This is a genomic window from Metabacillus kandeliae (genome assembly GCF_021166585.1).
In the GTDB taxonomy this organism is placed as follows: Bacteria; Bacillota; Bacilli; order Bacillales; family Bacillaceae; genus Metabacillus_B; species Metabacillus_B kandeliae.
This window is the reverse complement of the sequence record NZ_JAJOZE010000001.1, coordinates 512,614-524,990: the sequence shown is the minus strand read 5'-3', so window position 1 is coordinate 524,990 and position 12,377 is coordinate 512,614. Positions and strand designations below refer to the sequence as shown.

Genomic DNA, 12,377 nt, shown 5'->3' with positions numbered 1-12,377 from the left:
TCTGACACATCCTTTACAAAGCGTTCCTGTCTCAAGGCTGAAACTGCCAATACCCTGTATTCATTGCCCCTGTTTTTCTTGTATAATAGAAGAGTTACATCGAAAGGAAGTGATTTCAGCTGAATCTATTCACACAATTTTACAAAAGCATTATTTCTCCGAAATCAATGGCCTCTTTCCGCTTTCAAGGTATCGGAAAAACCATTCTCTATGTTTTTCTAATTTCAGTACTGGCCGCACTCCCTGTTATTTTCTTTTTGGTAAGCCTTGCCGCTTCAGCACTCTCAGGATTTGATCAATCACTGAAAAAGGATTTTCCTGATTTTCAAATCGCAAATGGCGAGCTGCAGTCACGCGTTAAAAACCCGGTAGAAGTTAAACGCGGCAGCTATATGTTTGTATTTGATTCAACAGGCGCATACGGCCAAAAGGAAATGGAAGAAAAGCAAAATGCTGTCGGCCTTTTGAAAAATCAATTTGTGCTGGTTACTGGCGGCCAATCTCAAAGCTATACATACAATTTGGCGGGGAATGTGAACTTAACGAAAGAAGATGTAGCAGGATTTGCCGATCAGGTTAGTGCCATGAAGCCTCTGATCATCGGTATTCTTTCCGTCATCGTTTACTTATTTTCTTCCGCCTCAAAGTTTATTGAAGTGACAATACTTGCTTTGATCGGCCTGCTGTTTAAAAATGCTGCAGGAAAACGGATGAACTTCAAGCAGTTATGGGTTATCTCAGCCTATGCGGTAACATTAAGCACTCTCTTTTTCGCCATTACAGGTGTGCTTCAAATCCATGTTATCAGCGCAGCCCTCGTGAATTGGGCCATACACCTGATCATGCTGTTCCTGTCATTAAAAGAAGTTCCAGGAAAACCTGCCGGAAAAAAACAAGCTTAAAAAAATCCTGTCTTATGACAGGATTTTTTCTATGTTTCTTAATCATATGCCCTTCTTTTTGCTGCCTTCTTAAAAAAATGCCCAATGGCTCTTCTATAATAGGAAATCCAGAATACTGCCTGTACGGCTGTCAAAATGGCCATACAGATAACAAACATGCTTGACGGATTCTCCATCATGACGCTGAAGAGTATCGGTCCAAGCGCCACACCGAGAAACCTTGCCGTTCCATACAATCCAACGACAAACCCTCTTTCTGAATCAGCTGTACTCGACGTAACAAAGCTGTTCAGGCAAGGCAGCACAAGTCCAAGCCCTCCAAATCCCACGGTCAAAAAGAACATGAGGAAGGAAAACGAATGGATCATCGCGAGCAGTGCAAAAGAAAGCAGCAAAAGAACAGATCCTGCTGCTAAATATCTCTGCATTAAGTGAGCGCTTGTCTTCATTCTCTTTCCAGCCCAATAAGAAGCAATTGTCAGAGAACCAAGCGGGAATGCAAAAGCAAAACCTTTAAAAAAACCGTCTATATGGAAAGTTTCTTCTATTGTATAAGCCAAAAAGTAAAGAAGGCCATATAAAAGGAAAAGTCCTGCCCCCCCATAAAGAAAAGCGGCGAACCTCCAGCCTTTTTCCCTTTTCACAGCTGCTCCTATATTTTTCAAATAAACACTAAGCCTATGGTCTTCCCTTCCTGTTTCAGCATTCTTTATCAATAGATAAAACCCAAGGCCGGCTGCAAAAGCCAGAACTGGAAAAATAAAAAAAGGAGCATACCAGCTGATTAATCCAAAAAGCGCTCCTGCAATTGGTGCCAGCACCTTCGCAATGCCATTAAACCCTTCAAGCAGTCCAAGCTGTCTTGATCTCTCTTCCCCGTAAAAAAGATCTCCAATGAGGGCCATCGCAAGAGGAGTTGTGCCTCCTGTCCCAAGCCCCTGTATAAATCTCCCGGAAAGCAAAACCTGATAGGCAAGCCTGCCCTGAAAGATTGCCGAAAAAGAACATAAAAGCCCCCCTGCGGCGATCACTGCCATACAAACGAGAATAACTCTTTTTCTGCCGTACCTGTCAGATAAAAAACCCGCAAAAGGGATAATCAATGCGGCCGGTACGCTGAACATGCTGAGAATAAGGCTTGCTTCATGGCTGCTGAGCTTTAATTCTCCTTCATATTGGGGCAGCAGCGGGATCAGCATGGAATTGGCGAGAACCATTAAAAAAGGAAGCGCTCCAATTAAAAGAGTTAATAGAGTAGATTTTTTCACTAATGCTGCTCTCCTTTCTTCTATCATCTGCTGCTTATCCATTCATAAATTTTTAAATGCGAGAATGGTTTGCAAGTTTCCGCATAAGCTTTACTAGAACCTTTTCTTTCCGGAAGGAGATTATCCAGATGAAGCGGCCAATTATCATGCTCCTGATTTGTTTTCTTTTCTATACAATTTATTATGACTTGGCAAAAGGCACTTTACCCGCCGCGGTTTCTTCTCATGAAAAGAAAGCCCCTGCAAAAAACTATCAGGAGATTACAGTGAAATCCGGTGATACGATGCTTTCCATTTTAGAAAGCCTGCCTTCCTCCTCTTCTTCCGGCAAGCTGTCTATCGAGAAGGCTGAAAAAGAATTCGAACACTTGAATCCTGGGGTAAAGGCCGGTATGATTGTGATTGGGAAAACCTATCGATTTCCTGTAAATAACAAGTGAGAAACGGCGAAATTCTTGTCAATTCGGCAATTTCATTGTTACAATATATAAGGAAGATTTAATGCAAGCAACAGACCGGTGCTTATGCCCGGCCACTCTATTTAAGGAGAGATCCACTCGTGGGTGAAATTACACATCGTACGAAGACTCGTCCCGTCAAGGTTGGCAATTTAACAATCGGCGGAAGCAATGAGTTAATTATACAAAGCATGACAACAACAAAAACACATGATGTTGAAGCAACGGTTGCCGAAATCCTTCGCCTTGAAGAAGCAGGCTGCCAGGTTGTCCGTGTTGCATGCCCTGATATGCGTGCTGCAGAGGCCATTCCTGAAATTAAAAAGCGCATCAACATTCCATTGGTTGTAGATATTCATTTTGATTACAAACTGGCCCTGAAGGCTATTGAAGGCGGAGCAGATAAAATCCGCATCAACCCGGGCAACATTGGAAAGAAAGAAAAAGTTGAAGCTGTAGTAAAAGCGGCAAAAGAAAAAGGCATTCCAATCAGAATCGGTGTTAATGCCGGGTCTCTTGAGAAAAAAATTCTTGAGAAGTACGGCTACCCTACCGCTGATGGAATGGTGGAAAGTGCTCTTCACCACATTAAAATTCTGGAAGATCTAGACTTCCACGATATTATTGTTTCAATGAAAGCATCTGATGTGAATTTGGCGATTGAAGCTTATGAAAAAGCGTCCAGAGCATTCGATTATCCGCTTCATCTTGGGATTACAGAATCCGGAACCCTTTTCGCTGGTACAGTAAAAAGCGCAGCCGGCCTTGGTGCCATTTTAAACATGGGAATCGGCAATACCCTTCGCATTTCTCTCAGCGCAGATCCTGTTGAGGAAGTGAAGGTAGCGCGCGAACTATTGAAATCTTTCGGTCTTGCTTCCAATGCAGCTACCCTTATTTCATGCCCGACTTGCGGACGCATTGAAATTGACTTGATCAGCATCGCGAACGAAGTAGAAGAGTATATTTCAACTATTAAAGCGCCAATCAAGGTTGCTGTTCTTGGCTGTGCTGTGAACGGGCCGGGAGAAGCGCGCGAAGCAGACATCGGAATTGCCGGCGCACGCGGTGAAGGGCTGCTCTTCATGAAAGGCAAAATCGTCCGAAAAGTTCCTGAAGAAACAATGGTTGACGAACTGAAAAAAGAAATTGACCTGATTGCTGCGGAGTATTTCGCCAAGCAAAAAGAAGAAGCGGAAAACGCAGCACTGAATGTATAATTTTAAACAGGAAGAAAGCTTCGGCACTATGCCGAAGCTTTTTTGCTGCATCAATAAAACGGTGTGATAAAGAGACCGACTACTACGGCCACAATGCCGATTCCGATTGCCCAGTTTCCAAGAGAACGCGTCCCTCTTCTTCTGGCTACAAAGCCGACGATGATACCTGCTGCTCCTAAAATAACAGGTAAAATAAACAACCCGATAATGGAAAGAGCCAAAGCGATATAGCCTGTCGTTCTGCCAGCTGCTGTTCTGTCAGCATCTGCAGCATGTTCATGCGGCCTGCCATAATCTCTTACATCATTCGCCGGCACGGCAAGTTCAGCTGATGTTTCTTCATCATGTTTATCAACTGCGCCTACAGGAGCAGGCAGGATCGCCGGCGTCATTCCAGCGTTATCTTCGTCTGTAAACCTGCTGTTAACATCAAGATTGGTGCTGCTCGCTTCAAGTTCCTCTGAACTCTCGCGGCCATTTCTTTCTTCGTCCATTGTTTTCCCCCCTCTTTCAGTATAAGGAGCCTTATTAGTATGAAATGCGGGGGGGAAAAGTATAACAGTAAAAGTTTTCTGCGCATTTTAAGCAAAATTCCTGTTTATGATAAAATGTAAAATGGTTATGAGTGAAGTTTGAAAAGGAGTGTCCCCCATGCTGCGTCTTGGAATTGATATTGACGGAACGGTTACGCCGCCAGAAACGTTTGTTCCTTACTTAAACAAGTCATTCGGCCTTGAGCTGACACTTGATGATATTATGGATTATGACTTAACGAAAGCGGTCAAAGTCAGTGAAAAGGTACTGGATGACTGGATGAATGAATTTGAGCCCGTCATTTACAGCGAAGCCCCTGTTTCTGCTCATGCAAAGGAAACATTGCTTCAATGGAAGGAAAAGCATCAGCTGATCTTTATCAGTGCACGCCGGAAAGTGCTCGCTGATTTAACAAAAAAATGGTTTGATGACAATGCTATTTCTTATCATCAAATTGAGCTTGTCGGTTCACATGATAAAATACAGACGGTTAAAAAACATAAAATTGATGTATTTTTTGAAGATAAGCATGATAATGCCTGCATGATCAGCGAGCAGTGCCAAATTCCTGTCCTGCTGTTCAACACACCTTACAATCAAGACCCTGTGCCTGAAAAAGTCATCCGGGTTTCTAGCTGGAAGGAAGCAGCAGCCTGGCTGATGAAATTTGAAAAACAGCAGTTAACGTAAAAAGCTTGCAGCCTTAGTGGCTGCAAGCTTTTTAAATGCATTCTGGACAATTTCCGTAAATTTCAAATTTATGCCCGCTTACATCGTATCCTTTTAAGTCCTCGTTTATCTTCTCCATCGGACAGGAGTGCAATTCTTTTGTTTTGCCGCATCTCATGCAAATAAAATGATGATGGTGGTGGACCGGGTTACATGTAAAACGGAAATGCTTTTCACCAGATAGCTCTGTTGCTTCCAATATTTCCATTTCGGCAAAAAGAGAAAGATTGCGGTAAATCGTATCAAAGCTAAGACCCGGATAATCATCCTTCATAAAATTCAATACATCTCTAGCGGTCAAATACTTATTGGAGCCGGCAAAAAAAGACAGCATCTCTTCTCGCTTGCTCGTATATTTATAGCCCTTTTCCTTTAATAATGAAAGTGCTTCTTGAACATTCATTGTGCAGGACTCCTCTTAAATTTGCTCCAGAAGATGGAAGCAGCAAGGATCAGGACAGAAAGAACAACAATCGTTCCGCCTGGTGCCAGGTCCAGCTGCAAAGCAAGGAATAATCCAATAATAACAGATGCCTCCCCAAACAGAACAGAGAAAAAAATCGCCTGCTTGAAGCCTTTCGCTATCCTGATGCTCGCAGCAACAGGCAGTGTCATCAGCGAGGAAACAAGCAGAATGCCGACAATTCTCATTGAAGCAGCAATGACAAGTGCTACAGTAAAAATAAAGACAAAGTGAAGCCATTTTGCTTTTACACCTGATGCCTGTGCATGCTCTTCATCAAACGACAGTAAAAACAGCTCTTTAAATAGGAAATAAATAACGAGCAGAACAAAAACAGAAACCCCGGCGACAATCCATAAATCTGTCCTCGTTACAGCTGACACACTTCCGAACAGGTAACTGAATAAATCGGTGTTAAATCCATCTGCAAGAGAGATAAAAATAACCCCGATCCCAATGCCTCCGGACAAAATAATCGGAATGGCCAATTCCTGATAATGCTTATAAACACTTCTTAATTTTTCAATAAAAAACGAACCGCCGACAGAAAAGGCCATTCCCATATAAATGGGATTCAGTCCAGTCAGCATGGCTACCTTTTTTTCAAGCAGCAGACTCGCTGCTATACCTGCAAGCGTCACATGACTTAATGCATCCGCAATAAGGGACAATCTTCTCACCACAATAAATACACCAAGCAATGGTGCTATTAATCCAATTAGGATACCTGAAAAAAAGGCATTCTGCAGAAACTCATATTCGAAAAACTGGCTGATCATGATCGGTATCCTCCGCTGTGATGATGGTGTTCATGTGAAATGGCATGCACAGAATGCCCGTACATCTCAGATAAATGCTGATTGTTCATTTCTTCATATGCCTCTGGATTTCCATGAAAATGAAGGCTTTTGTTCAAGCAGGCAACGCTTGTTACTTTGTCTGTAATGGTGCCGACGTCATGGGTAACGAGCAAAAGGGTAATCCCGAGATTTCGATTCAGGTTCTTCAGCATTTCATAAAAACCCTGGACAGTGGCAGCATCCACCCCAACCGTAGGCTCATCAAGTATCAGCAGCTTCGGCTCGCTAACAAGTGCTCTGGCGATAAATACGCGCTGCTGCTGGCCGCCGGAAAGCTCGCCGATGTTTCTTTTTTCAAACGCTGACATGCCGACCTGATTGATTGCTTCTTTTACTTTTTGCCGGTCTTCTTGCTTTACTCTTCTAAACATGCCGATTTTGGCTGTAAGGCCGCTCATGACTACTTCCTCTACAGTAGCCGGAAAGCCGCTGTTAAAGCTGTTCGCTTTTTGCGAAACAAACCCGATTTCATGAAATTGCCGAAATCGCTGTACAGGTGTGCCAAAAAGCTTGATTTCTCCTTTTTGCAGCTTTAAAAGTCCAAGCAGGCATTTTAATAAAGTGGTTTTACCGGATCCATTTGGCCCGACAATGGCCAGAAAAGCTCCTTCTTCCACATTCAGATTAATATCTTCAAGCACCGTCTGCCGGTCATATTGATAAGTTAAATGGCTAATTTCAATTGCATGTGTCATAAAGGGTGCCTCCGCATTAATAAGAATCGTTACGATTTATTCTTCAAAAAAATAAAATGGCCGCCTCTTGCTGGACCATTCTTCCGAACAATCTTTCACCGTAGAAATTATACATGGATGCTGTAGATTTGTAAAGCTTTTCCCTTTTAACAAGTAAGCCTGCTTTTCGCTAGCATTTTCCAAATGGATTAAAAAAGTTGTGCACCGTTTCTGTCTGAGCCCATACATTGTTTTTAGAGGAGGGATTTTCAGAAATGATACTATTTCAAAAGATCATCAATCAAAAATTGAGCGGCATGAGTGAATCCGAATTGCTTCAGCTTGCAAAGCAAAATAAAATTGTCATCAGTCAGGCGCAGGCCTCAAAAATAACCGCGCTGATTAAAGGAAGCAGCATCAATATTTTTGACGAACAAGAGCGAAATGAGCTTCTCAAGAAAGTTGCCCAGATTACTTCTAAAGAAACAGCCGATCAGGTTGGACTGCTGCTGAAGAAATTCACAGGGTGAATAGAAAAGCGGAAGCCGCTCGTCCAGCCCCGACAAGCGCTGGAGGAAAATCCCGAAAAGTCCGGTTTTAGACTTTTTGGGATTTTCCGAAGCGACTCGAGGGGCTAGCGGCTGGAGCTGGACAGAGAAAAGCGGAAGCCGCTCGTTCAGCCCCGACAAGCGCTGGAGCAAAAATCCGAAAAGTCCGGTTTTGACTATTTAGATTTTTGTGAAGCGACTCAGAACGGGCTAGCGGCTGGAGCTGGACAGAGAAAAGCGGAAGCCGCTCGTTCAGCACCGAAAAGCGCTGGAGGAAAATCCCGAAAAGTCCGCACTTTGACTTTTTGGAAATTTTCGAAGCGGCTCAGATCGGGCTAGCGGCTGAAGCTACCTGCTATCAATTGCATTTAAAAATTCCTATATAATGAAAAAAACCGGTCAGAGTCATCTCCTGCCGGTTTTTTTAGTTTATTGAGCCAGAATGTATTCAAGGAGATTTTCGTTAAACTCCTGTGTTTTAAGCATTTCAATTTCAAATTTATACGGCGGCTTGCGGTTTTTTTTGTCTTCCCCGACATATGGAGTTTCCAAGATTTTCGGAACATCTGCAAGCTGCGGATGATGAATGATGCTGTTTAACGTTTTAAAGCCGATATGGCCGAAGCCTATGTTTTCGTGGCGGTCTTTCCTGGCTCCGATCGGATTTTTGCTGTCGTTCACATGCAGCACTTTAAGCCTGCTGATCCCGACAATCCGGTCAAACTCCTCGAGAACGCCATCAAAATCATTAATCAGATCATAGCCGGCATCATGTGTATGGCATGTATCAAAGCAAACGGATAAGTGCTCATTATGGGTGACGCCATCGATGATCATGGCGAGCTCTTCAAATGAGCTTCCGCACTCTGATCCTTTTCCAGCCATTGTTTCCAATGCGATTTGCACGGTTTGATCCTGCTCAAGAACCTCATTCAATCCTTCAATAATTCTTTTAATGCCAGCTTCAGTTCCTGCCCCCACATGTGCTCCAGGATGGAGAACAATCTGCTTTGAACCAAGGGCAGCCGTGCGCTGGATTTCAGAGTGAAGGAATTCCACTCCAAGCTCGTATGTTGCAGGGTTTGACGTGTTTCCGATATTGATAATATAAGGAGCATGAACGATAATATCGGAAATGCCATTTTCCTTCATATGAGCCTGTCCCGCTTCAATGTTAAGGTCTTCTATTTTTTTTCTGCGGGTATTTTGAGGCGCTCCCGTATATACCATAAAGGTGCTGGCGCCGTATGAGGCTGCTTCTTCACTTGCTGCAAGCAGCATTTTTTTGCCGCTCATCGAAACGTGAGATCCGATTTTCAACATGCTCTTCCCCCCTACCTGCTGTTTCTTCTGTTAATTCTTCTTTGTCTCTTTTTAAACTCTTCCATTTCTCTATTCATTTTCTTTTTATAACCAGGTTTTACTTTGGAAGGCTTCTGAACAAGACGGCGGGCTGCCGCGTCTGTCTCATCTGCTTCTCTTTTTCTTTTCAGACGGCGCTTGCGGTCATCTAATTTTTTCCATTCTCCTGCTCCTACGTCTTGATGGATAAAACTGATTCCGAGCTTTTCAAGCCTTGCCAGTGCATCCTCATCAGAAGGTTCATAAATCGTTGCTGCCACTCCTGAATAGCCGGCTCTTGCCGTTCTGCCGACACGGTGGATATAAAAATCAAGATCTGAAGGAAGCTCATAGTTGATCACATGGCTGACACCATCAATATCAATGCCCCTTGCAGCAAGGTCTGTGGCCACAACATATTGAAATTCAAGGCTGTTGACACGCTTCATCATCTGCTTTCGTTCGCGCGGCGTCAGATCCCCATGAATTCTTCCTACTTTCAGTCCTTTTGCGGTAAGGCCGTCTGCCACTTCGTCCGCTTTCTTTTTCGTATTGGTAAATACGATGGCAAGATATGGATTAAAAGCCTTCAGCATCTCAAAGACAAGATTCGTTTTATTTCTATGGCGGACAGGTACAAGCATATGCTGGATTTTCTCCGCTGCCGCCTGTGAAGGCTGTACGTGAGAATATTTAGGGTTCTCCATATATTTTTTAAGAAAAGGCTTTAATTTTTCAGGAATTGTCGCTGAAAAGACAAGCAGCTGCAAATCTTCCGGCATGTGCGCCCCAATGGCATCCACGTCTTCTAAAAATCCCATATCAAGCATTAAATCAGCCTCGTCTACTACCATGGCAGCTGCCTGGTGAACGAACAGTGCTTTTTCTTTAATCAAATCATGAATTCTTCCTGGCGTCCCTATAACAACCTGAGGCTGCTTTTTCAGCTTATCAATCGTCCGCTGCTTGTCCGTTCCTCCGATATATAATTTCGCTGTGGCTTCAGAAGGAAAATGCTTCAGAATTTTTTGGGTTTCCAAAAAGATCTGGTTTGCCAATTCCCTCGTTGGCGCTGTTACAACAACTTGGACAGCATCAAGCTCAGGGTCAAGGCTGTTTAACAGCGGGAGAAGATAGGCGTGCGTCTTTCCCGTTCCAGTCTGAGACTGGCCAATAACGCTTTCGCGGTTTAATACCGCTGGAATCAGCCTCTCCTGGATTTGTGTAGGTTGTTTAAATCCAAGTTCGCTGACAGCCGATATAATAAAGGGTTTAAGTCCGAACCGTTCAAAGTTTGTTTCTTTCATTTGTTTTATTAGCTCCTTTTTAAGGATTATACTCTCTTCCTAATCCATCTCAACATTATAAACGATTCCTTCCTAAAACGCCATCGGAGCCCTGATTTTACCGCTTAGCCGCCATGAAAACATTTTATCCCTGTGATGCATACATTAAATCAGAAAGTGCAATAGAAAGGAGCAAACCCATGTTTCCACAAAGACCCATGCCTCCGATGGGACCGATGCAGCCGAGAGGAATGATGCGTGTCCCAGGAAGAATGCCTATGAACGGGGGCCAGCCGTTAAATGGATTTATGAATCAGGGAGCAAGATCCCCTTTTGGAGGAATGCTTGGCGGACAAAACTTCGGAATGCAGCAGGCGGCCGGAAGAGCAGGCGGCGGAGGAATTAGAGGACTGCTGTCAAAAATTCTGCCTTTCGGACAGGGAGCCGGCGGCCAGGCAGCTGGCGGCGCAGCCAGGGGACTCGCTGGTCTTGGAGGTGCAGCACAGGGCGGTTCAGGCATCGGCGGCGCTGCACAGGGCCTTCAGAGTCTTGCTAATCCCTCCAACATTTCAGGCATGCTTGGCAACGTGCAGAAAGCCCTTGGAATGGCCCAGCAGGTTACCCCGATGATCCAGCAATATGGACCGCTTGTCCGTAACCTTCCGGCTATGTACCGGATCTACACCCAGCTGAAGAGCGGCGGCAGTGATGACGAAAGCGGAAATGAAGAAACAAAAGCAGAAGCGGAACCTGTTCAACAAGAACAAAGCAAACCCCTTCAGCAGCGTCCTAAAAGACAGTCTGCAGCAAAAGCAGCTTCTATTGAAGGAGATGCAGGAGAAGAACAGGCTGAAGCCGTGAAAGAAGCATCTCCTAAAAAGACACGCGGAACCTCTTCCCCTCGCCTGTATGTGTAACAAGCTTTGAAATCTTCCGGTTCTTCCTTTATAATGAAGGTTGAGATAATGAGAGTAAAAAGCCGTAATCCGGCTTTTTTCATTCAATTCTTTCCCAATAAGGAGGAAGAACAGTTATATGGAATTGATTAAAATTGCGCCTCGCGGCTACTGCTATGGCGTTGTTGATGCTATGGTGATTGCTAAAAATGCTGCGATGGATAAAACATTGCCGAGACCGATCTACATTTTAGGTATGATCGTTCATAATAAACACGTAACAGATGCTTTCGAGGATGAGGGAATTATCACTCTTGACGGCAGCAACAGACTGGAAATATTAAAAAAAGTCGATAAGGGTACAGTTATTTTCACCGCTCACGGCGTCTCTCCAGAAGTGAGAAAGATTGCTGAGGAACGGGGACTTGTTGCCATTGATGCTACATGTCCTGATGTAACAAAAACACATGACTTGATCCTGCAGAAAAAAGCCGAGGGCTATGAAGTCATTTACATTGGCAAAAAGGGACATCCAGAGCCGGAGGGCGCTGTCGGCGTTGCCCCTGAGATCGTTCATTTAGTTGAATCTGAAGCAGACATTGAAAAGCTGCATGTGACTCGAAGCAAGCTGATTGTTACAAACCAGACTACAATGAGCCAATGGGACGTTTACGACATTATGGAAAAAATCAAGGAAAAATACCCGCACGTTGAGTTTCATCAGGAAATCTGCCTTGCGACGCAAGTACGCCAGGAAGCCGTTGCAGAGCAGGCGAAAGATGCCGATTTAACCATCGTTGTCGGCGATCCAAAAAGCAATAACAGCAACAGGCTTGCACAAGTATCCGAGCAGATTGCCGGCACAAGAGCCTACCGGATCGGAGACTTGTCCGAACTGAAGCTTGAATGGCTTCAAGGAGTCCAAAAAGTAGCTATTACTGCAGGTGCATCCACACCGACTCCGATTACAAAAGAAGTGATTAAATTTCTGGAGCAATATGACTCTGAAAAAGAAGAAACATGGAATCTCAATCAGCCGGTGCCGCTGAAAAAGATATTGCCTAAAGTGAAAGTGAAGAGCAACTGATTTTATTGAGTAAGCGTTTTTTAATGATGGTCTGGTTTTCGCATTTTAAATGCGGCACTTGTTCATTTATTTGCACACTGGCATACTATCTCTTTCGTTTTTGCGCACCTT

14 protein-coding genes are annotated in these 12,377 nt (G+C 44.0%); 7 read left to right on the top strand and 7 right to left on the bottom strand.

Annotated elements, in window-relative coordinates:
- Positions 1–119: 119 nt before the first annotated feature.
- Positions 120–902, top strand: a complete 783-nt coding sequence (locus tag LRR81_RS02520; RefSeq protein ID WP_269448518.1) for a DUF1189 domain-containing protein — start codon at positions 120–122, stop codon at positions 900–902.
- A 38-nt stretch (positions 903–940) separates the two neighbouring features.
- Here the strand turns inward: LRR81_RS02520 and LRR81_RS02515 are convergent, their stop codons facing one another.
- Positions 941–2,170 carry an MFS transporter gene (locus LRR81_RS02515; protein WP_231787715.1) on the bottom strand — a complete coding sequence of 410 codons (1,230 nt, stop codon included), beginning with the start codon at positions 2,168–2,170 and terminating at the stop codon, positions 941–943.
- 128 nt (positions 2,171–2,298) lie between these two features.
- Here LRR81_RS02515 and LRR81_RS02510 point away from each other — a divergent pair, with 128 nt between their 5' ends.
- Both LRR81_RS02510 and ispG read left to right on the top strand, forming a co-directional pair.
- A complete protein-coding gene (locus tag LRR81_RS02510) occupies positions 2,299–2,610 on the top strand; it encodes a hypothetical protein (protein ID WP_231787714.1) in 312 nt (103 codons plus the stop codon).
- Positions 2,611–2,738: 128 nt separating this feature from the next.
- Positions 2,739–3,848 (top strand): flavodoxin-dependent (E)-4-hydroxy-3-methylbut-2-enyl-diphosphate synthase, encoded by a 1,110-nt coding sequence (gene ispG, locus LRR81_RS02505; protein WP_231788593.1) that lies wholly within the window; start codon positions 2,739–2,741, stop codon positions 3,846–3,848.
- Between the two features lie 50 nt (positions 3,849–3,898).
- Here the strand turns inward: ispG and LRR81_RS02500 are convergent, their stop codons facing one another.
- Positions 3,899–4,342, bottom strand: coding sequence for a DUF4190 domain-containing protein (locus tag LRR81_RS02500; RefSeq protein ID WP_231787713.1), 444 nt, complete (start codon positions 4,340–4,342; stop codon positions 3,899–3,901).
- A gap of 157 nt (positions 4,343–4,499) precedes the next feature.
- Between LRR81_RS02500 and LRR81_RS02495 the strand changes: the two genes are divergently transcribed.
- A complete protein-coding gene (locus LRR81_RS02495; RefSeq protein WP_231787712.1) occupies positions 4,500–5,072 on the top strand; it encodes a hypothetical protein in 573 nt (190 codons plus the stop codon).
- A 31-nt stretch (positions 5,073–5,103) separates the two neighbouring features.
- Here LRR81_RS02495 and LRR81_RS02490 read toward each other — a convergent pair whose 3' ends face one another.
- Genes LRR81_RS02490 through LRR81_RS02480 form a run of 3 tightly spaced genes read right to left on the bottom strand, consistent with a single transcriptional unit; the run spans position 5,104 to position 7,129 of the window.
- Positions 5,104–5,514, bottom strand: a complete 411-nt coding sequence (locus LRR81_RS02490; RefSeq protein ID WP_231787711.1) for a Fur family transcriptional regulator — start codon at positions 5,512–5,514, stop codon at positions 5,104–5,106.
- Positions 5,511–6,353, bottom strand: coding sequence for a metal ABC transporter permease (locus LRR81_RS02485; RefSeq protein WP_231787710.1), 843 nt, complete (start codon positions 6,351–6,353; stop codon positions 5,511–5,513). Before LRR81_RS02485 ends, LRR81_RS02490 begins: the two co-directional genes overlap by 4 nt.
- Entirely contained in the window at positions 6,350–7,129 is a 780-nt protein-coding gene (locus LRR81_RS02480) for a metal ABC transporter ATP-binding protein (RefSeq protein WP_231787709.1), read from the bottom strand. Before LRR81_RS02480 ends, LRR81_RS02485 begins: the two co-directional genes overlap by 4 nt.
- A 254-nt stretch (positions 7,130–7,383) precedes the next feature.
- On the opposite strand from LRR81_RS02480, the gene LRR81_RS02475 reads away from it, so the two are divergent.
- Positions 7,384–7,638 (top strand): DUF2624 family protein, encoded by a 255-nt coding sequence (locus LRR81_RS02475; RefSeq protein WP_231787708.1) that lies wholly within the window; start codon positions 7,384–7,386, stop codon positions 7,636–7,638.
- A gap of 447 nt (positions 7,639–8,085) precedes the next feature.
- Here the strand turns inward: LRR81_RS02475 and LRR81_RS02470 are convergent, their stop codons facing one another.
- The gene (locus LRR81_RS02470) at positions 8,086–8,979 is read right to left on the bottom strand and encodes a deoxyribonuclease IV (RefSeq protein ID WP_231787707.1); all 894 of its coding nucleotides are present in this window, start codon (positions 8,977–8,979) and stop codon (positions 8,086–8,088) included.
- 11 nt (positions 8,980–8,990) lie between these two features.
- A complete protein-coding gene (locus LRR81_RS02465; RefSeq protein WP_231787706.1) occupies positions 8,991–10,304 on the bottom strand; it encodes a DEAD/DEAH box helicase in 1,314 nt (437 codons plus the stop codon).
- Positions 10,305–10,483: 179 nt separating this feature from the next.
- On the opposite strand from LRR81_RS02465, the gene LRR81_RS02460 reads away from it, so the two are divergent.
- Together LRR81_RS02460 and LRR81_RS02455 are read left to right on the top strand one after the other, a co-directional pair.
- On the top strand, positions 10,484–11,200 hold the full coding sequence (locus LRR81_RS02460) for a YqfQ family protein (protein ID WP_231787705.1): 717 nt from the start codon (positions 10,484–10,486) through the stop codon (positions 11,198–11,200).
- A 118-nt stretch (positions 11,201–11,318) separates the two neighbouring features.
- Positions 11,319–12,266, top strand: a complete 948-nt coding sequence (locus tag LRR81_RS02455) for a 4-hydroxy-3-methylbut-2-enyl diphosphate reductase (protein ID WP_231787704.1) — start codon at positions 11,319–11,321, stop codon at positions 12,264–12,266.
- The last annotated feature ends 111 nt before the right edge of the window (positions 12,267–12,377 follow it).